Raw genomic sequence first — 19,815 nt, 5'->3', positions numbered from 1 at the left:
GTCTCCCTCATTGCCATGATCGATGGTAGGCGCCCAAGGTGGTCTGGCTGCCTTCAGACAGACCGGCCAGGACCTGGCGCCATTCTTCCCTTACTCGGAAGCGTTGCGGCGCGGTGTGGTGGGCATCCAGCGCGGCGCGCCACACTCGCGTCACTTGCTCGACGTAGGCCGGGCTGCGCTGGCGCCCTTCGATTTTCACCGCTTCGACGCCGATGGCCGCCAGTTCCGGCAACAGGTCGAGGGTGTCGAGGCTGGTCGGTTCTTCCAGCGCATGGAAGCGCTTGCCGCCCACCAGGAAGCGACCTTTGCACAAGGTTGGATAGCCGGCCGGTTCATCGGGCGTGTAGCGGTCGATCAGCACTTCGCTCAAGCGTGCGCTCAAGCCTTGGGCGTCTTCGCTCCAGCGCACCGCCTTGGCTGGGGAGCAGACGCCGCAGAGGTTCGGCGATTCGCCGGTGATGTAGGAAGATAAATGACAACGGCCCTCAGCCATGATGCACAGGCTGCCGAAGCCGAAGACTTCGATCGGCACCGGGCTGCCCGCCGCCACCTGCCTGACCTGGGCCAAGGACAACACCCGCGGCAGTACGGCGCGACGAATGTCATAGCGCTGGGCGTAGAACGCCAGCGCCGCGGCGTGGGTCGCCGAGCCCTGTACCGAAAGGTGCAGCGCTAATCGAGGATGGCGCTGGCTCGCGTAGCCGAGCACGCCTGGGTCGGCGGCGATCAGCGCATCCACGCCAAAATCGGCGGCGCGATCCACAGCCCGCTGCCAGCGTTCCCAGCCCTTGGGTTGCGGGTAGGTATTGACCGCTACGTAAAGTTTGCGTTGATGCTGGCGGATATGCGCAACCGCGGCATCGAACTGCTTGTCATCCATGTTCAGTCCGGCGAAGTGCCGGGCATTGGTGTCATCGCGAAAGCCGACATAGACGGCATCAGCGCCTTGGCGCACCGCCGCTTTGAGGGCTGGCAGATTCCCTGCCGGGCAAACCAGTTGCATGGGGCATCCTCGTGGGAAAACTAAGGGCGCCGCCAGTCTAGCCAGCCAACCGGCGGCGACCTTGACGGCAGTCAATTGCCGTCAATGCATCAGGCTCGCGAACGGCAGATACATTACTCGGTCGTGCTTGTGCACCTGGGCGTCACGCTCGACCACCGCGAGGCCATCGGCCCAGCAGGCAGCCGTCAGCATCGCCGAGCTTTGCTGCGGGTGCAGTTCGACGCACAACTGCCCATCAATGCCCGAGACCAATCGGGCCCGCAGGTATTGCCGGCGGCGGTTGCGCTTCAACCAGTCGAATCCGGCGGGCACCTGTAGCGGCGCAGGCAGTACGTCGTGCATGCCTTGGGCGCGGAACAGGAATGGCCGCACGACGATCAACGCGGTAATCAGCGCCGCTGAGGGGTTGCCCGGCAGGCCGATCCACGGTTTGCCTTCCACGTCGCCGAACGCCAGCGGCTTGCCAGGCTGGATCGCAAGCCGCCACAGATCAATGCTGCCCATGGTTTCGATGGCGTGCTTGAGGTGATCCTCTTCACCTACCGAGACACCGCCCGAGGTGATCAGTACATCGCATTCGGCCGCGGCCAGGCGCAACGCCTGTCGACTGGCCAATAGCTGGTCGGGCATGACGCCAAAGTCGTGGACCTCCAGGCCCCAGCCCCGCAATAACGCGGCGAGGCTGTGGCGGTTGCTGTTGTAGATCTGCCCCGGCGCCAACGGCTCGCCCGGTTCGCGCAGTTCATCGCCGCTGCTGAGCAACCCCACCTGCAACCGACGAAATACTTCCACCTGGTCGATCCCGGCACCGGCCAGCAACCCCAGCTCCTGCGCCCGCAGCCGCGTGCCGGCACCGAGCAAGCGATCACCCCTGCGCAGCTCCTCGCCTTCCTTGCGCACGTGGTCGCCACGGTTGACCGACGGCAACCAGACCCGCTCGCCCTCGACCCGACAGCTTTCCTGCGGCACGACCGTGTCAGCACCCGGTGGCAAAGGCGCGCCGGTAAAGATGCGCACGGCCCGCCCCGCCGGCAGCGGCTCGCCCGGCCCGTCACCCGCTGCGATGCGCCCGGCCAGCGCCAGGCAGCCGCCCTCCATCGGCAGGTCTTCGGCCCGCAAGGCGTAGCCGTCCATCGCGCTGTTGTCCCAGGCCGGCAGGTTCATCGGACACAGGACATCCATCGCCAACACTCGCGCCAGGGCTTGGTCCAGGGCCACCCGTTGCACCGGTGGAGGCGGCGGCGCCTGGTCCAGCAGATGCCGGATCCCCTCGTCTACCGGCGTCAACGCGCCGCTGTCGCAAACACCGCTCATGGACGTGCCTCACAGGCAGTCGGAACGATGCCGTCCTGGGGCTTGAGGTGCGGGGTGAAATTGCACGGCCCGGTGCGGCTGTCCAGTTGCCCGACGAGGATCTGTTCCCAGCCGGTGCGGCAAGCGCCCGGAGAACCCGGCAAGCAAACGACCAGCACGCCGTTGCTCATACCGGCCAGTGCACGGGATTGCAGGGTGGACATGCCAATTTCCGCCAACGACACCTGGCGGAATAATTCGCCGAAGCCATCGACTTGCTTGTCGAGCAGCGGCGCCACCGCTTGGGGCGTGTTGTCGCGCGCGGTGAAACCGGTGCCACCGGTCATCAACACCACCTGCACCTTGGGGTCGGCGATCCACTGCGAGACATGCGCGCGGATCTGGTAGATGTCGTCCTTCACCAGGGCACGATCGATCAGCACATGACCGGCGGTTTGCAGTAGATCGGCCAAGGTCTGGCCCGAGGAGTCGGTTTCAAAAGTGCGCGTATCGCTGATGGTGAGGACCGCGATGTTCAGCGGTTGGAAATCGCGTTGGGTCAGATGGGCCATTGGTCAGCCGTCCTGTCAGAAAAGATGGCCCAGCCTGAACCGCAATCAGTGCCGGGCCTATTCCTCCATGGAGGTACCTCCCTCGGGTGCTCAGGGCGCGAGGCGGCTGCGCTGCCAAACGCCCTCGTGCAGCCGGAAATCCATACGGTCATGCAGACGATCCGCGCGGCCCTGCCAGAACTCAAGCCGTCCTGGGCGCAGGCAATAACCGCCCCAGTGCTCGGGACGTGGCACCGGTTGCTCGGCAAAACGTTGTTCGGTGCCCGCCAACAAGGCCTCCAGCGCCGCTCGATCAGCCAGCGGACGGCTCTGCGGGGAAGCCCAGGCGCCTAGACGACTGGCGACGGAACGGGAATGAAAATAGGCATCGGACAATGCTGGATCGAGCTTGTGGACCTGCCCTTCGATGCGCACCTGGCGTTCCAGCGCAGGCCAGAAGAACGTCATCGCCGCCCAGGGATTGAGCGCCAGGTCGTGCCCCTTGCCGCTCTCGTAGTTACCGAAGAACGAAAAACCGTCCGCGCTGAAGCCCTTGAGCAGCAGCACCCGGCAATGAGGCCGCCCCTGCTCGTCCACCGTCGCCAAGGCCATGGCATTGGCTTCCACTGGTGGGCTTTCGGTCTCGCGGGCCTGTTGCATCCAAACGCCGAACAGCGCCAGGGGATCATCTGGCAGATGGGCTTCGTCCAGCCCGTCGCGAGTGTATTGGCGGCGCATGTTGGCCAGGGAAAGGGGCATGACGGTGATCTCCACTTGGGTTTGGGCCAGTGTGGAGTCGCCTGGGATGGGAGGCCTTGATCGTTATCAATGCTGGTTATCGTGGTGAATGGGAGACGGCCCTACTTGAGCCCCAACCGCCGCGCCAATTTATGCAAATTGCTCGGATCAATCTCCAACAACCGCGCCGCCCCTGCCCAATTCTGCCCGCAGCGTTCCAAGGCCCTGAGGATCGCCTGGCGCTGGCATTCATCCACCGTGACGCTCAGGGGCCGCAGCGGCGCATCAATGCTTTGCGCCGGCGTGTCGATGGCGGCTGCGTTGGTGCTGACATCCAGATCCAACACCTGCGGTTCGAGGGTCATGATCACCCCGCGACTGGCACCACGGCTCAGCTCTTTCAACGCCGCGCGACTGATGACGTGCTCCAGCTCCCGCACGTTGCCCGGCCAGTGGTACGCCAACAGCGCCTGTTCGGCGGCCGGAGACAGGCGCAAGCCACGCAAGCCCAATCGCGTGCGGTTGAGTTCGAGGAAATGCCCGGCGAGCATCAAGACATCGTGGCCGCGTTCGCGCAGCGGCGGGATCGGCACCGGGTAGACCGACAGCCGGTGGTACAGGTCGGCGCGAAACAGCCCGTCGCGGATGCTGTCGGGCAAGTGTCGGTTGGTCGCCGCGATGATCCGCACATCGACGTGCAGCGGCTTGTCCGCTCCCAGCCGCTGGATCTCACCGTTCTGCAGGGTGCGCAACAATTTGGCCTGCACGCTCAGCGGTAGCTCGCCCACTTCATCGAGAAACAACGTGCCGCCATTGGCCGCGTCGAAGCGTCCGGCGCGGTCAGTCGTCGCGCCAGAGAACGCGCCTTTGACGTGGCCGAACAACTCGCTTTCGGCGAGGGACTCGGGCAACGCCGCGCAGTTGACCTGCACCAAGGGCTTGTGACTACGCCGGGACAACCGATGCAGCCGCCGAGCGAACAACTCCTTGCCCACCCCAGTCTCGCCCAGCAACAGCACCGGCAGTTCCGAATCAGCCAAGACATCCAGCTCATTGAGCAATTGCTGCAAACCCTCGCTGCGCCCGATGATTTCGCCCTCCTCGGTCGGCAGGCGCAGGTCCGCCGGGTCACTGCGTGACGCCCGCAGGCTGCGATTCTCCTGCTCCAATCGCGTGACCCGCACCGCCGCCTCGATCTGCAACGTGCAACGCTTGAGTTCCTCCCGGGCGCGGCCGTCGAAGGTGCCGGCGTGCAAGGCATCCAGGGTGATCGCGCCCCAGAGCCGGCCTTCCACGTACAGGCTCACGCCCATGCAGTCATGCACCGGCAGCGGCTCGCCGACGTGGTGATCGAGCAAGCCGTCATACGGATCCGGCAAGCGGCTGTCCGGCTCGAACCAGGTCGGTTCGCGCGAGGCCATGATCGCCGCCAGGCGCGGGTGCTGGGCAATCACGAAGCGCCGGCCCAGCGCCTCGTGGACCAGGCCCACGGTCGCCACGGGCCTGAGGCTGTCATCGTCCAGGCGCAGCAAGCCGACGGCGCCACTGTTGAAGTATTCGCGCAGGGTCTGCACCAGGCGCTGCAATCGCACCGCATTGGGCAGCTCGACGATCAGGTCGGCGGCCAGGCTTTCACGCAGCATGGTAGTGGTGACCCTCCAGGGTTCGTTTGACCCTTCGCAACCAGGGTGACAATCACCCTGGCATAAATTTAGTGCTTTTTTTTCAATGACTTGAATCTGGCATGCCGACTGCAAAGTGAGCGGTCATCTGTCCCTCCCGGGATTCAACCCAAGGAAACATGATGAGCCTCGACCTGCTTGAACAAAGCCTCGGCCAACTGGCCTGCGACATTCCCGGTGCCACCCGGACCTTCCATCATTACAACCTCGATTTCTGTTGCGGCGGACAAAAGTCCTTGCGCGAAGCGGCGCTGGGCAAGGGCCTGAACCCGTTGCTGATCGCCGATGCCCTGCGCACCCTGCAAGCCGCTGGCGAGCGCGGCCATGATTGGCGCGATGAACCCCAGGCATTGTTGATCAGCCACATCCTCGAACGCTACCACGCCCGCCATCGCGAACAACTGCCGGAACTGATCCGCCTGGCCCGTCGGGTCGAAACGGTCCATGGCGCACGCGCCAGTTGCCCCAACGGCCTGGCCGATCATCTGCAGGACATGTACCAGGAACTCGAAGGCCACATGCTCAAGGAAGAACAAGTGCTGTTCCCAATGCTGCAACAGGGCCTGGGCGAACGCGCCTCGGCGCCGATCCAGGTGCTTCGCTACGAACATGACCAGCACGGCGAAGCGCTGGAAACCATGCTCGCCCTGACTGACCAGATCACCCCGCCCGCTGACGCCTGCAACACCTGGCGCGCCCTGTATCGCGGACTGGTGGAGCTGCGGGACGACCTGATGCAGCACATTCACCTGGAAAACAATGTGTTGTTCGTCAATGCGATGAAGGCGGCCCGTTAACCTCAAATACTCCCCCGTGGGAGCGCTTGCTCGCTCCTACAGGGGTTCAGTGTTGTCCCCTCCAACTCAAAACTGCCAATAGAACATCGCCTTCGCCAACACCACGATCATCACCATATGCCCAAGGATGCTGCGCCGCAGCCAGCAGGCCCGGCTTGGAGTCAAGCGGCCGCCCTTGAGCCAGTACGCCAGCCAGACGTAATGCCCGACGATGCTCAGGGCCAGCAAAATCTTCAAGCTCAGCAACAGGCCGAAGCTGTTGCCCAGCGGCTGGCTCAACGCGCCGCGATGTTGCCAGGCCAGGGCCATGCCGGCGCCATAAAGCACCAGCACCACGCCGTGAAGCACGTGCCGCGAGCGCTTGGCAATCGCCTGGTCCGCCCCGTCCCTGACGGCCTGCGACAAAGGCTGGCGAGCGGCATGCCAGATGAACACTTCGAAGAACAACGTGCCGATGAAGGCGATTGCCGCCAGCAGGTGCGTGACCAACAAGACCCCATACACTATCGACTCCCTCCGTCCAGCCGACTCATCCCGGATGTCCATCCACCCGGGCCTTGAGCAGCATCGGCCCATAGCGCCAGGCGTACAGACCGAACGCCAGCGTCCAGCACACGCCCGCCAGCCAGAGCCCGGTCAACGGTAACAGCAGCACCAACAGCACGCGGCTCAGGCACGCCAGGTTCAACAGGATGAACGCCAGGGTCATCCCCGCCGGTGGGTCGAGCGCGCGCCCGGTATGGCCCAGGCTGACGCGGGCGATCATCGCCAGGATCAACCCGGCCATGGCGCCGATGGTCAGGCTGTGCACCGCCAGGCTCGGGTTCACCGGCACGCCGAGGTGCCACAGCGCCATGCCCAGGCACGCCACTGCCAGCCAAGCATAGGCCAAGTGCAACGACCACAGCAGCGGCACTCGCCATAATCCTCGGTCATGCCAACGCACCAGTCGAATCCCGTGCCCCACCGCCAACGCGGCGAACAACAGGCCAACCCAGAGGCTGGGCGCCAGCGCCGGACCGAAGGCGTACAACAGCGCCACCAGCGCCGATCCTGCCAGCAACAAGCGATCGAGCCACGGCCACGGCGCCACGCCTTCCACGCGACCGAGGCCGCGCTGGGTGAAGAACGGAATCACGCGCCCGCCGATCAATCCCATCATCGCCGCCACCAGCCAGAGGCCGGTGAGCACGCTTTGCCGTTGCAGGCCCTCGTTGCCCTGGAGCAGGCCATACACGGACAAGCCGTCGGCCGCGGCCAACAACAGCAAGACCAGCACGATCGGATAATTGCGTTTCTGCCGCACGCGCCATAACGTCAGGCCCATCAACGCGGCGACGCCCAAGGCGAAAGCCAGCTCAAGGACCGCCAGCAATGGCAATGGTGCGTCGATCAGCCAGGCCAGTCGCGCCCCCAGCCACACCAACGCCAGCGCTGCCAGTCGCTTGCCACTGACGCCCGGGCTACCCGTCCAGGTCTGTACCGCCGTGAGCAGAAACCCGGCGATGATCGCCAGGCCGAAACCGAACAACAATTCATGACGGTGCCAGGCCAGCCAGCCTCCAGCCGGCTGCCAGCCGGACAACCGTCCGCTGAACACCGCCAGCCACAGCGGCACCACCAACAGCGCGAGCAGGCAGCCGCCCAGGAAAAACGGTCGGAACGCCAGGCGCCACAACGGCGGGATGGCCATGGCCTTGCGACGGTCAAGCACTTGCATACACCACTCCTTTGCCCCCGCAGGAACGCCTGCGAGGTGCGACAAATCACGGCTCGAATGATGAGCTAACGACGCAAGCCGGCCTTGTCTCAGATCAAGCCGACGCTTCGGCAACTCATGCCTCGGCCGGGTACTTGCAAGGGGCTTGCCGAACCCGACCAGTTCCCTGTGCAAGACCCCCTGTGGAAGCGAGCCTGCTCGCGAAGAGGCCGGCGGGCTCGACATCGCCATTGCTTGTCAAAACCCATTCGCGAGCAGGCCCGCGCCCATAAAAGACAAAACAATAGGGTATCCATAACCCTTGCATGGTTGTTTTTACCCTGAAACACCAGGGTCATTTCTACCCTCCCCAGCCCCAACACCCCGCCTTTCAACGTCTCCAGGCATGGCCCGGCTCTTGCTCAAGCACGGCATCACATTCCACTTCCGGGGTCACCCATGAAATCCGTCGTCCTGCCGCTCACCTGGTTCGTTGTGCTCACCGGCATCCTGGCGCTTGCCAGCGGCCTGTCCCTGAGCCTGGTCTGACCCCGATCACTTTTTCGCTATCACAAGGATCCACGCCATGGTGCTCCACCGTGTCCATCACCAGATTCTGCGCAGCCATCACCTGTTCGAGCCCCTGAACGAAGAACAGCTCGATGAGTTGATGAGCCACAGCCAATTGCTGAACATCGACAGGGGCGATCCGCTGTTCCGCCAGGGCGAACCGGCGCAGGCGTTCTACTTCGTGATATCCGGGGCGGTGAAAATCTATCGGTTGACCCCGGACGGCCAGGAGAAAGTCTTCGAAGTGATCGGCGAGCGCCAGACCTTCGCCGAAGCCATGATGCTGATGGACACACCCAACTACGTCGCGTCCGCCGAAGCCGTCGGCCCAACCCAGATATATCGGCTATCCAACGCCACGTACATGCGCCTTTTGCAGAGTAACAGCCGACTGACTTTCGCCCTGCTCGGCAAGCTCTGCGTGCGCCTGCATCAGCGGGTCAACGAGATCGAAACCCTGTCGCTGAAGAACGCCACCCACCGCGTGGTGCGCTACTTGCTGACGCAACTGGTACGCCTGCAAACCGTCGACAGCCAGTTCGAGTTGCCGATGGCCAAGCAGTTGATCGCCGGGCATCTGTCGATCCAACCCGAAACTTTCTCGCGGATCATCCGCCGCCTGATCGATGAAAAGATCATCACCCAGGACGGTCGTCAGATTGCCATTCTCGACCGCCCGCGCCTGGAGCAGTTCGAATGAGTGCGCAGCCCGTTTGCCTGTACTGCCAACAGGTCAACGCCGTCGCTGCAAGCGAGTGTCGCCGCTGCGGCATGCTCTTGCCGGCGGAGGCGGCACTCGCCGGTGAGCGCCGGCTGCGACGCTTCACCTGGTTCTGCGTCGGCTTGACGATCTTCTGCATCGTCATGTTCTTCTGGCTTCCGCGCAGCATCGCCTGACTTCTCAATCCTGAGTCAACTGCCGATACAGCTGCGGCAACCGCAACGGCAGTTGCTCGGGCTGGCGAATCAACGTGTAGCCGTTTGCGCCAAACATGTACGGCAGGTAATCCCCCGCTTCCCGGTCGATGGTGATGCAGAACGGCGTCAGCCCCTGGCGCCGGGCCTCCAACACCGCCTGGCGGGTGTCCTCGACACCATAGCGCCCCTCGTAAAGGTCCAGGTCATTAGGCTTGCCGTCACTGATCAACAGCAACAATTTGCGCCGTCGCTTGCACCCCGCCATGCGCTGGGTAGCCTGGCGGATCGCCGCACCCATGCGCGTGTAATAGCCCGGCTTGAGACCCTGGATCCGGCCCCGGGTCTGGTCGTCGTAGCGCTGGTTGAACGCCTTGACTTCATGCATGCGCACGTTCTGCCGGCGCAGGGAGGAAAATCCGTACAAGGCGAAATCATCCCCCAGCACCGACAAGGTCTCACCGAACAGCAACAGGCTGTCGCGGATCACATCGATGACCCGGTGCTCGTCGTTGAGGTGGGCGTCGGTGGACATCGATAGATCGGCCAGCAGCAGGCAGGCCAGGTCGCGGCGAGTCTGGCGCTGGTCCATGAACAGCCCACGTTCGCTGCATTGACCGTGCTGGCGCTCGACATGGAAATCCAGCCACGCCTGCAAATCCAGTTCGCAGCCCTGGGTCTGCTGGCGCAACCATTGGCGATCGTTGCGCAGGTGTTCGAACTGGCGACGCAGCCGCTGGGCCGGGCCTCGTAGTCGCGAGGGCAGCGGCTGGGGTTCACAGTCGCGGGGAATAAACGTCTGCACACTGACGAAATCGTCCTGAAGGCGCTGCTTGCGATAGTCCCATTCGGGTAGCAAGACGCCTTCGCCCAGAGGAATGTCATCGACATCCGCCGGCGGCAAATCCAGGTGCAGCTTCAAGCCACCGCCCTTGCGCAGGCGCGTGCGGGAAAGGGTCAGTTGATCGAGATCTTCAGCGACGCGCGCGGCGTCCGGGTCTTCGCTGTCGTCCGACCAGCGATCCAGGTCGACGTGTTCGGTCCAGCTGAACAGGTTCTCCAGGCGCACGATCAGCAGGCCACCGTCGCGAGTGGTGTCGTCGATGCGCTCGGCGCGCTTGCGTCCGCCCTGCTGTTCACCAGGCGGTGTCGCCAGGTATTGCTCGGACTCTTCGAGGTCGGCGGCTTGCGGATTGGCCAGATGTTGGGCCGGATAGAGCCACAACGGCAACGGCCAGGCCGCTCGTTCGCTGCGGGGAAAACGCTCGACACTGCCCGGTTCGCGCAAAGCTTGGCATAACGCGCGCTCCAGGGCGGCTTCGGCCGGGTTCAGTGATTCAGGATCGGGGCGCAAGGACAGGTGCGCCTCCACCAACCGCCGATAACGAAGTCGCAGCGCCGGGTAGCGTTCGAGCACGGCCAAAGTCCAGCGCTGGTTGTCCCGCCCCCAATGCGTCATCGGCCCCGACTGCGCGGCCAGCAACGCCAGCCAGCGATACAACTCCTGGTTGAGCTCGACATCCGGAAACGCCGCCACGCTCGCCGGCAGCCGCAGGTTGTCGCCATCGCACCAGGCCAGCGGCACTTGCTTGCAGGTGCCGGCGATCTGCTGCAACAGGTTGCGCCGCAGCAAAAGATCACGGTCGCTGACCGCCTCGACGCCCAGGTGCCGGGCACCACCGGTGGCGCGAAACAGCACCTGCAGAGAGCGCTGCCTTGGAGTCAGCTCGACCCGTGCCTCGGGAAAGTCCGCACTGGCCCGTCGAGTGATGAAACGGTGCCAGACACTGCCGACCCATTCTTCCAGCTCCAGGGTGAATGCCATGGTTTTTTCCTCTTGATGTGGCGAGGGGATTTATCCCCTCGCCACAAATGGGTCCGGCTTAGTCGTTGTGGTGATTCAAGAAGGCACCACCGCCGCCGGTGCCCGCAGCGCAGCACGGCCACGTTGACGGAAGCTCAGCAGGTAGCAGAGCAACCCGGCCAGGAACCCGACACCGCTGACCAATCTTGCCCAGAACAGCGGCTTCAAATGATCCATGGTCGCCATGAACGGCAAGGCACTGCCATCTTCCATCCAGCGTTGCAGCCACACCTGCACGACACCGGCAGCGGTGAGGAACAAGGTGATCATCACCATCGACAGGGTCATCAACCAGAAGCCCCAGATCTCCAGGCGCTGCGAGCGTTCGTCCGCCGCTTCACCCAAGCCGCGCAGGCGTGGCATGGCGTAGCTGATCAGCGTCATCACGATCATCGCGTAGGCGCCGTAGAAGGCAAGGTGCCCGTGGGCCGCGGTCAGTTGCGAACCGTGGGTGTAGTAGTTGACCGGGGCCAGGGTGTGAAGGAAACCCCAGACACCAGCACCAAAGAACGCGGTGACCGTGGTGCCCTTGGCCCACAACGTTGCTGCGCGGTTCGGGTGCTGCCGACGACGGTTTTTCACCATGCTGAAGGCGAACACCACCATCGCCAGGAACGGCAGCGGTTCCATCGCCGAGAAGATCGAGCCGACCCACAACCAGACCTCTGGCGCGCCGATCCAGAAGAAGTGGTGGCCGGTGCCGATGATGCCGGTGATCAGCGCCATGGCAATGATCACGTACAGCCATTTCTCCACCACTTCCCGGTCCACGCCGGTGATCTTGATCAGGACGAAGGCGAGCATCGAACCCATGATCAATTCCCACACGCCTTCCACCCAAAGATGCACCACCCACCACCAGTAGTACTTGTCGCGGGCAAGGTTTTCCGGGTTGTAGAAGGAGAACAGGAAGAACACCGCCAGGCCGATCAACCCGGTCATCATCACCATGCTGACCGTGGTCTTGCGCCCCTTGAGCATCGTCATGCCGATGTTATAGAGAAAGCCCAGGCACACCACGACGATGCCCATCTTGGTGATCGTCGGCTGCTCCAGGAACTCCCGCCCCATGGTCGGCAGCAGGTCGTTGCCGGTGAACTTCGCCAGCGTCGCATAAGGCACCGCGAGGTAGCCCAGGATCGTCGCCACACCGGCGGCGGCGAACACCCAGAACAGCAACAGGGCCAGTTTCGGACTGTGCAGCTCGCGATCGGCCTCTTCCGGTATCAGGTAGTAAGCCGCGCCCATGAAGCCGAACAGCAGCCAGACGATCAGCAGGTTGGTGTGGACCATGCGGGCCACGTTGAAAGGGATCAGCGGGAACAGGAAATCACCGACCACGTATTGCAAGCCCATGATCAAACCGAACAGCACCTGCCCGAGGAACAGCATCAGGGCAAACACGAAATAAGGTTTGGCGACGGCCTGCGAGGCGAATTTCAGATGCGGATTAGCCATGCTCATCTCTCAGCCCTCCTTGTTTGGCGGCCAGCCGTTGGTGTTGATTTTCGAGCTCCACTTGAGGAACTCGGCGATGTCGTCGACCTCCTGCTCGCTCAGGTTGAATTGCGGCATGGCACGACGGCCCGGGACGTTCAGCGGTTGCATCTTCATCCACGCCTGGAGAAACGGCTTGAACGCCTCCTCGCCCCCGCGCCGATTCACCACGTTGCCCAGCTCCGGCGCGAAGTACGCGCCCTCGCCCAGCAGCGTGTGGCAGCCGATGCAGTTGTTGCGCTCCCAGACGCCCTTGCCGCGTATCACCGATTCCGTCAATTGCGCCTGGTTACTGCGCTCCGGAAAGGTCTGCTCCGTGTGGTAGGTCAGGGCCAGGAATATCAGGAAAAAGAAGATGCTTCCCCCGAAGTAAATATTCCTGGCCATGCCTTTGGTGAAGGTATCTGACATGGTCACTTCCTCATTGCTTGGCGTGCCCATTCTAGAAAGCGAGGGGTTCGGAACCGCTTGATGGCGATCAAGAATCTCCGATGGTTTTGGTGGGTTGTTGCTGGTGGGGCTCGGCTTGGAGGGTTTGTGGCCTACAGCGTGGAGTGATGGGTCCTTCGGAAGTTTCCCAAAATTGTAAAAGCGAGGTGGTGTTGGTGGAGTAAGTCGTTGGGGTGGGGCAGGCTCGCTTCGGAAATGACTGCATCCGTTGGGCAAGGCGCCCATTCGCAGTGAAGGAAACCATCAAGGAACGATCAATGAACGACACCCGGCACCGTACGGATACGCTTAATCCATTCAAAGTCATTACCGTGGGCAAACAGAAACAGCACTGGATCGAATTCCAGTTACTGGACGAACACGGTGAACCCTTGGCGAACATGCCCTTCCGTGCGCAGAACGAGGCCACGCGCACGGCCTATGTTCCCGAATACGCCGGCGTCAGCGATGCCGATGGGGTGATCCGTATCGAGGGTTTGCACCCGCTGGCCATCACCTTGCTGCTGGAGGCCAACTCACTGGCCGGGCAATTGCAAACCCGTCGTTTGCGCGCCGAACGGCCTGAGCCCCCCAGGCCTGTAATTGGCGACCGTACCCCGCTGTACAGTCCGCAGCGTTCGGGTTTTTCTCCAATCGAACGACAGGCCATTGAGGCCGGGCATGGCTACCACTACCTGCGTATGGGGCAGTTGTGCGATCGGCTGCCCGAGCTGTCCCCGCCGTTGACCGACCCCAGCCAGCCGCCAGCGTTTCATTTCCCGGACCGGACGTTCAGTGGTTTTACGGTCGACGATGAACAACTGGACCGCCGTCATGTGCTGGAGGTTTGTCCGTTCCGGGCCTGGTTGCTGGTGCTGCATCACCAGCCGGATTACAGCCTCGCCAATGCCTACAACCTGGGGCTGATGAGCATCTTGTCGTACAGCACATGGCCGGAGCAGGACCGAGGCTCCGTCAAGGAATTTTTCGACCAGCAATGCCTGGACCTGTCACGTACACCGAGGATATGGGACGGGGGACAGAATTGGCCTTGCCTGGTCAGTGATGTGCCTTTTGATGAGCGCTATACGATAGCCAAACCGTTGGACACCCGTCAGGCGCTTCCCCCGGAAGGAGATACGCAGCTTTTCTACGCCATCAGTGCAACCCAGGTGCTGGTGGCCTGGCGCGGCACAGAGATGGCCTACCCCTTTACCGACCTGGCGACAGACGTGACCTTTCGACCGATCCAGCCAGAAGTTGCGGCCAACTGCGAACCCAAGGTGCCCTGTGCGGACCTGACGCCGGAAGGCAGCGTGCATTTGGGCTTTCGGGATGCTTATGAGGTTGCAAGAAGGATTTATGCCAAGGATTTAGGCGAGACGATTTATGTTGAAGCTCGTGATAAAGAATTGTTTATTTGCGGCCATAGTCTTGGTGGTGCCTTAGGGCTGATTCACGCCGCCTCACTGCAAACGCGCAACCCATTGCTATACACCTACGGCATGCCGCGCACCTTCACCCTCAAGGCTGTGCAGGGCCTAGGCGAGTTGCAACACTTCCGGCACGTCAACGACACCGACACCATTCCCAGCGCGCCACCAGAAGCGGCGCTGGATAATTACCTGTACGACTTGTACGGCCCGTTGGGCACCACCCTGGGATTTACCTGGTCGTTGCTTCAGCTAACGGCCAGCACGGTGTTCAAGCATGGCGATCCGTTTTGTCACCACGGCGAAATCGCCATGTTCTTCAGGGCCGAGCAGCACGTGCAGGAACGTGGCTCGCAATACCCGGCCTATCGCAACAAGGATGGGCTCGGCGCGCCTTACTACACCACCATCGCTCGTCCCCTGCAGGAAAAGGCCAAGTTCTACCTCGTACCCAGCCTGAGCCCTGAGGACGACCAACAGGCCAAGCAGGCGCAAGAAGGCCTGATCGGCACGCTGCGACCGGGTGATCGGGCCCGTTATTTCCCGCCCCACGGCAACCCCAAGAAGGGCCGACTGAGTGGCCTCGGCAACCATTTCATGAGCGAGTATCAACCCTACCTGCATAACCATCTGCTGGAGTCGATCAACCCCGAGCGGGAGCCCTTGATGAAGGAGCAGCTTGAGCGACAACGCTTCGAGCAGCAGATGCACGAGCATTACAGCCGCATCCACGAACACGAACGGGACCGTAACCGGGTCTTCCTGGGTTTGCAGGGTTTGCTGACCCAGGCCTTGGGCACCACACGGGGGGTCGAGGGCGGTATCGAGGCGTTACAGCGCTTTGACGCCGTGGCCGACCCGAATACCTACTTTACGAAGACCTGGGGCTGAGTCCGTCGACACGAGCAAGGAGTGGATCATGATCAAGAAAATACCCATCGTCATAGTGGCAATGCTCATCAGTCTCAGCGGTTGCGCCAAGGACTACGGCCTGGCGCCACCTGCGGACAGCGAAAAAGTGACGGTAACGGTAAATCTGCCCAAGGAGCTGACAAATGAAGTCATGCAGGTCGTTTACCGCTCCACCATCTGTACCTTCACCGACCACACTGCAATGGGCAAACCCTACCAACGTGACGAGTATCAGCGAACGGATATATGGCCAGTGCGTCAAGGACAGAGTGACCTCTATCGAGCCGAGCTGCCTATGGACGGTGGCGGCGCGTGCCAATGGCGCTTGAGCAATGTGACCTTCGGCGTCGCTTATGCCACGCCGACTCCCTTTGGCGAAAACGTAACTTATCGTGCCGGAGGGGGTGTTGTAGTGATTTTTGACCGCAACAACTCGCCACGCGGTGGGGCTGACTTCAACGTCAAAGGAGATTTGATTATTAAAAAAGACTACTACCCATGGATTGATGAAGAATTTTTAGGACCATATAAGAAAACTGTCAGCTTAGCTGGCGAAGGAAATATCTATCTAAGCTATCGAGCGGTACAAGCACAGGCAGTGCACTTTGAGCCCATCCTGCACTCCAGCTATGTAGTCTATTCAGCCGGACCCAACATTAAGAGGAAAGGTAATCACACCACCTTTACTTATCCTGATGGCAGTACAGTGGCTGATGGAAGGGCCAAGCCTGATTTCACAAAACTCCAAGCCATTCGCCTGGCTGCGGAGAACAAATAAGAGATCGGTCCCTACGTCCGTATTCCAGACCAACCACTCCCCTAATTGGCCACGTCCCCCCATTCGTCCAGTGTCACATTCGTAGCGAGGGGCCCGCTCCCTCGCTACGGGGGTTTACGCAGGGACTCAAACCCCAAAAGAAACCCCCACCGCCAGCACCACCGCCCAGCTCAACACCAACCGCCGCCACAACCGCGGGGCATGGCGCAATTCCATGAAGCCGTCGGCGATCAACCAGGCCTTGGTCACGGCAATTGCCAGGATGGCGATTGCCACCAGCCCGTTGGCAGCGACCTGGGCCAAGGCAACGGTGGCGGTACTTAACACGGCCAGCATTGTCCAGCAGACGATCAGGATACGGGACGTCGACACGGGCACCTCCATTCAATCGAGGATATAGACCACCGGAAACAACACCACCCAGACCAGATCCACCATGTGCCAATACAACACGCCGGATTCCAGCCCGCTGTGTTGCTGCGCACCGTAGCGCCGGCGGCGGCAACCCTCGGCCAACCACGCGAGGATGACCATGCCCAGCAGCACATGGAGGAAATGGAACGCGGTGAGGATCCAGTACAAGGTGAAGAAGGTGTTGTGCTCCATGCCGAGGCCGTTCGCCAGCAGGTGCGCATACTCGCTGAGCTTGATGCCTACGTAGCCACAGGCGAGCAGCAACGCGCCGCACAACATCAACGCGGCTCGTCGTGGCCGGTCTTGCCGGGCTTGCTCCAGGGCCAGGGCGGCGAACAGTCCGGCGGTCAGCAGGCTGAGGGTCATCGCCAGGCCCGTGGAGTGGTCGAGCAATTGGCGGCCTTCGCTGAACATCTGCGGGTGCAGTGCCTGGGCGGCGGTGAACGCGAGGATCAGCAGCGCGAACACTGACAGCTCGGCGAGGATGAAGAACCACATCGCCAGATCCCCGGGCAACCGCCGGGCCACTTCAACGCGTTCAGCCGAAGTGGACATCGACCACATCCATCAGCGCGGCCACGGTTTGCGGGTCATCGCTCAACGGTTCGGCCAGGCACGCCAGGCAGGCCTGGCGCGGGTCCATGCCGGCGCCGATCATGCGGGCCGTGAAGATCAGCAAACGGGTGGACGCGACCTCCTCCAGGTCATGCTGATCGAGCCGGCGCAGCGCCTGCCCCAAGCGCACCACCTGGGCCGCCAAGGCCATATCGACGCCGGCCTCGCGGGCAACGATGCGTTCTTCGTCGGCCACCGCCGGATAGCCAAAACGCATCGCCACGAAACGCTGGCGCGTGCTCGGCTTCATGCCCTTGAGCAGGTTCTGGTAGCCGGGGTTATACGACACCACCAGCATGAACGACGGCGGCGCCTGCAAGACCTCGCCGGTGCGTTCCAGGTACAGCTGTCGACGATCGTCCGCCAGCGGGTGCAACACCACCGCCGTGTCCTGGCGCGCCTCGACGACTTCGTCCAGGTAACAGATGCCGCCCTCGCGCACCGCCCGGGTCAACGGTCCGTCCTGCCACCAGGTGCCCTGGGCGCCGATCAGGTGACGGCCAACCAGGTCGGCGGCGCTGAGGTCGTCGTGGCAGGCGACGGTGTACAGCGGCAACTTCAGGCGATGGGCCATGTGCTGGACGAAACGGGTCTTGCCACAACCGGTCGGACCTTTGATCAGCACCGGCATGCCGTGGCGCCAGGCCTGTTCGAACAGCGCGTGCTCGTTGTCCTGGGCTTGGTAGAAGGGTTCGTCGGGGTGTTGCGCGGTAGGGATTGCGTTCATGGGATGGCCTGATCAGACAACGGATTGCCACTCAAGCTACGAGGCCCTGCGACAACCTGGCAAGGCTTGCGGCCGGCAAACTTGATCGCCGTCAAGCGGCTAACCATCGGCTCCGGCATAGCCTTGCAGCGCACCAAGAATCTGCGCGCCGGACGACATTTGCGGGGCAGCGCGGGTCATGCCTGAGGAGAAATGGAATGCTGATCAGCCACAAAAAATCGTGGGCGATAAGGGCCACGGCGCTGTGTACAGTGCTGGCCTCCCCTTACGTCTTCGCCGACCAACCGCCTGCGCAGGCCACCTCGCAGGACAGCCCGCGCATGGTCAAGACCGAAGGCGCGCCGGACCTGAGCCAGGCCGACTTCGATGCGGCCAAGGAAATCTACTTCCAGCGCTGCGCCGGCTGCCATGGCGTGCTGCGCAAGGGCGCCACCGGCAAGCCCCTGACACCTGACATCACGCAGGCGCGCGGCCAACCCTACCTGGAGGCGCTGATCACCTATGGCTCCGCCGCCGGCATGCCGAACTGGGGCACCTCCAACGCCCTGACCAAAGACCAGATCACGGTGATGGCCAAGTTCATCCAGCACACCCCGCCGACACCGCCGGAGTGGGGCATGGCCGAAACCCTCAAGACCTGGAAAGTCCTGGTCAAGCCCGAGGACCGACCCACCAGGCAACTCAACAATCTCAACCTGCAAAACCTGTTCTCGGTGACCCTGCGCGACGACGGCAAGATTGCCTTGATCGACGGCGACAGCAAGAAGATCGTCAAGCTGATCGACACCGGCTACGCGGTGCACATCTCGCGCATCTCGGCCTCTGGGCGTTATCTGCTGGTGATCGGTCGGGACGCCAAGATCGACATGATCGACCTGTGGCCGAAAGAGCCGACCAAGGTCGCGGAAATCAAGGTGGGCATCGAAGCTCGCTCGGTGGAAACCTCCAAGTTCAAGGGCTACGAAGACAAGTACACGATTGCCGGTTCGTACTGGCCGCCGCAGTTCACGATCATGGACGGCGAGACCTTGGAGCCCAAGCAGATCGTTTCCACTCGCGGCATGACCGTCGACACCCAGCAATACCACCCCGAACCCCGCGTCGCGGCGATCATCGCCTCCCATGAATGGCCGGAGTTCATCGTCAACGTCAAGGAAACCGGCAAGGTGATGCTGGTCAACTACCAGGACATCAAGAACCTCACCATCACCAGCATCGACGCCGCGCCGTTCCTGCATGACGGCGGTTGGGACAGCAGCCATCGCTACTTCATGACGGCCGCCAACAATTCCAACAAAGTCGCGGTGATCGATTCCAAGGAACGCAAGCTCACCGCCCTGGTGGACGTTGGCAAGACCCCGCACCCGGGACGCGGCGCCAACTTCAACCATCCGCTCTACGGACCGGTCTGGGCCACCAGCCACCTGGGCGATGCCGGGGTTTCGCTGATCGGCACCGACCCGGTCAAGCATCCGCAATACGCCTGGAAACAAGTGGGTTCGCTCCAGGGCCAGGGCGGCGGTTCGCTGTTCATCAAGACCCACCCGCAGTCCCGTCACCTGTACGTCGACACCACCCTCAGCCCGGACGCCAAGCTCAGCCAGTCGGTGGCGGTGTTCAACATCGACAAGCTCGACGCCGGCTACACCGTGCTGCCGATTGCCGAGTACGCAGGCATCAAGAAAGGCGCGCTGCGCGTGGTGCAACCGGAATACAACAAGGCCGGCGACGAAGTCTGGTTCTCGGTCTGGAGTGGCCAGGAAGACGAGTCGGCACTGGTGGTGATCGACGACAAGACCCTCAAGGTCAAGGACGTGATCAAGGACAAGCGCCTGATCACCCCGACCGGGAAATTCAACGTCTACAACACCCAACACGACATCTATTGAGCCCCATCA

19 protein-coding genes are annotated in these 19,815 nt (G+C 62.5%); 6 read left to right on the top strand and 13 right to left on the bottom strand.

The window, feature by feature from the left end; genetic code table 11:
• Positions 1-7: 7 nt before the first annotated feature.
• The 5 genes from ubiU to norR all read right to left on the bottom strand — a co-directional run bounded on the left by ubiU (position 8) and on the right by norR (position 5,228).
• The gene (gene ubiU / locus VQ575_RS11410; RefSeq protein ID WP_198723113.1) at positions 8-1,003 is read right to left on the bottom strand and encodes a ubiquinone anaerobic biosynthesis protein UbiU; all 996 of its coding nucleotides are present in this window, start codon (positions 1,001-1,003) and stop codon (positions 8-10) included.
• A gap of 81 nt (positions 1,004-1,084) precedes the next feature.
• Positions 1,085-2,317: a molybdopterin molybdotransferase MoeA gene (locus tag VQ575_RS11405; protein ID WP_325919683.1), complete on the bottom strand. Its 1,233-nt coding sequence runs from the start codon at positions 2,315-2,317 to the stop codon at positions 1,085-1,087.
• The gene (gene moaB / locus VQ575_RS11400) at positions 2,314-2,868 is read right to left on the bottom strand and encodes a molybdenum cofactor biosynthesis protein B (protein ID WP_045155810.1); all 555 of its coding nucleotides are present in this window, start codon (positions 2,866-2,868) and stop codon (positions 2,314-2,316) included. Before moaB ends, VQ575_RS11405 begins: the two co-directional genes overlap by 4 nt.
• A 90-nt stretch (positions 2,869-2,958) precedes the next feature.
• Positions 2,959-3,606: a pyridoxamine 5'-phosphate oxidase gene (gene pdxH, locus VQ575_RS11395; protein ID WP_039591144.1), complete on the bottom strand. Its 648-nt coding sequence runs from the start codon at positions 3,604-3,606 to the stop codon at positions 2,959-2,961.
• Positions 3,607-3,707: 101 nt separating this feature from the next.
• Complete coding sequence (norR, locus tag VQ575_RS11390) at positions 3,708-5,228, bottom strand: nitric oxide reductase transcriptional regulator NorR (RefSeq protein ID WP_039591146.1); 1,521 nt, start codon at positions 5,226-5,228, stop codon at positions 3,708-3,710.
• Between the two features lie 161 nt (positions 5,229-5,389).
• Here norR and ytfE point away from each other — a divergent pair, with 161 nt between their 5' ends.
• A complete protein-coding gene (gene ytfE, locus VQ575_RS11385; protein WP_325919682.1) occupies positions 5,390-6,064 on the top strand; it encodes an iron-sulfur cluster repair protein YtfE in 675 nt (224 codons plus the stop codon).
• 66 nt (positions 6,065-6,130) lie between these two features.
• Here ytfE and VQ575_RS11380 read toward each other — a convergent pair whose 3' ends face one another.
• Together VQ575_RS11380 and VQ575_RS11375 are read right to left on the bottom strand one after the other, a co-directional pair.
• Positions 6,131-6,568: a hypothetical protein gene (locus VQ575_RS11380; protein WP_080942520.1), complete on the bottom strand. Its 438-nt coding sequence runs from the start codon at positions 6,566-6,568 to the stop codon at positions 6,131-6,133.
• Positions 6,569-6,593: 25 nt separating this feature from the next.
• Positions 6,594-7,784 carry an NnrS family protein gene (locus tag VQ575_RS11375; RefSeq protein WP_045155806.1) on the bottom strand — a complete coding sequence of 397 codons (1,191 nt, stop codon included), beginning with the start codon at positions 7,782-7,784 and terminating at the stop codon, positions 6,594-6,596.
• Between the two features lie 565 nt (positions 7,785-8,349).
• Between VQ575_RS11375 and VQ575_RS11370 the strand changes: the two genes are divergently transcribed.
• Together VQ575_RS11370 and VQ575_RS11365 are read left to right on the top strand one after the other, a co-directional pair.
• Entirely contained in the window at positions 8,350-9,033 is a 684-nt protein-coding gene (locus VQ575_RS11370) for a Crp/Fnr family transcriptional regulator (protein ID WP_325919681.1), read from the top strand.
• The gene (locus VQ575_RS11365) at positions 9,030-9,230 is read left to right on the top strand and encodes a hypothetical protein (protein WP_039591154.1); all 201 of its coding nucleotides are present in this window, start codon (positions 9,030-9,032) and stop codon (positions 9,228-9,230) included. Before VQ575_RS11370 ends, VQ575_RS11365 begins: the two co-directional genes overlap by 4 nt.
• Before the next feature lie 4 nt (positions 9,231-9,234).
• Here VQ575_RS11365 and VQ575_RS11360 read toward each other — a convergent pair whose 3' ends face one another.
• From VQ575_RS11360 to VQ575_RS11350, 3 genes are all read right to left on the bottom strand, one after another.
• The gene (locus VQ575_RS11360; RefSeq protein ID WP_039591155.1) at positions 9,235-11,073 is read right to left on the bottom strand and encodes a nitric oxide reductase activation protein NorD; all 1,839 of its coding nucleotides are present in this window, start codon (positions 11,071-11,073) and stop codon (positions 9,235-9,237) included.
• Between the two features lie 75 nt (positions 11,074-11,148).
• A complete protein-coding gene (locus tag VQ575_RS11355) occupies positions 11,149-12,576 on the bottom strand; it encodes a cbb3-type cytochrome c oxidase subunit I (protein WP_039591157.1) in 1,428 nt (475 codons plus the stop codon).
• A gap of 3 nt (positions 12,577-12,579) precedes the next feature.
• Positions 12,580-13,020 (bottom strand): c-type cytochrome, encoded by a 441-nt coding sequence (locus VQ575_RS11350; RefSeq protein ID WP_030137671.1) that lies wholly within the window; start codon positions 13,018-13,020, stop codon positions 12,580-12,582.
• Positions 13,021-13,316: 296 nt separating this feature from the next.
• Between VQ575_RS11350 and VQ575_RS11345 the strand changes: the two genes are divergently transcribed.
• Both VQ575_RS11345 and VQ575_RS11340 read left to right on the top strand, forming a co-directional pair.
• Complete coding sequence (locus tag VQ575_RS11345; RefSeq protein WP_039591160.1) at positions 13,317-15,362, top strand: lipase family protein; 2,046 nt, start codon at positions 13,317-13,319, stop codon at positions 15,360-15,362.
• A gap of 28 nt (positions 15,363-15,390) precedes the next feature.
• The gene (locus VQ575_RS11340) at positions 15,391-16,161 is read left to right on the top strand and encodes a hypothetical protein (RefSeq protein ID WP_039591162.1); all 771 of its coding nucleotides are present in this window, start codon (positions 15,391-15,393) and stop codon (positions 16,159-16,161) included.
• 126 nt (positions 16,162-16,287) lie between these two features.
• Here the strand turns inward: VQ575_RS11340 and VQ575_RS11335 are convergent, their stop codons facing one another.
• From VQ575_RS11335 to VQ575_RS11325, 3 genes are read right to left on the bottom strand one after another with little or no spacing between them, the layout of a single operon-like run.
• Entirely contained in the window at positions 16,288-16,533 is a 246-nt protein-coding gene (locus tag VQ575_RS11335) for a cytochrome C oxidase subunit IV family protein (protein WP_325919679.1), read from the bottom strand.
• A 12-nt stretch (positions 16,534-16,545) separates the two neighbouring features.
• A complete protein-coding gene (locus tag VQ575_RS11330) occupies positions 16,546-17,130 on the bottom strand; it encodes a cytochrome c oxidase subunit 3 family protein (RefSeq protein WP_045156409.1) in 585 nt (194 codons plus the stop codon).
• Entirely contained in the window at positions 17,114-17,917 is an 804-nt protein-coding gene (locus VQ575_RS11325; protein WP_039591169.1) for a CbbQ/NirQ/NorQ/GpvN family protein, read from the bottom strand. Before VQ575_RS11325 ends, VQ575_RS11330 begins: the two co-directional genes overlap by 17 nt.
• A gap of 197 nt (positions 17,918-18,114) precedes the next feature.
• Between VQ575_RS11325 and nirS the strand changes: the two genes are divergently transcribed.
• Positions 18,115-19,806, top strand: a complete 1,692-nt coding sequence (nirS, locus tag VQ575_RS11320; protein WP_039591174.1) for a nitrite reductase — start codon at positions 18,115-18,117, stop codon at positions 19,804-19,806.
• The last annotated feature ends 9 nt before the right edge of the window (positions 19,807-19,815 follow it).

It is taken from the genome of Pseudomonas frederiksbergensis (assembly GCF_035751725.1).
Classification (GTDB): Bacteria; Pseudomonadota; Gammaproteobacteria; order Pseudomonadales; family Pseudomonadaceae; genus Aquipseudomonas; species Aquipseudomonas frederiksbergensis_A.
Note: the sequence above shows the minus strand (reverse complement) of the source record. Positions and strands in the feature narration are given on the sequence as shown.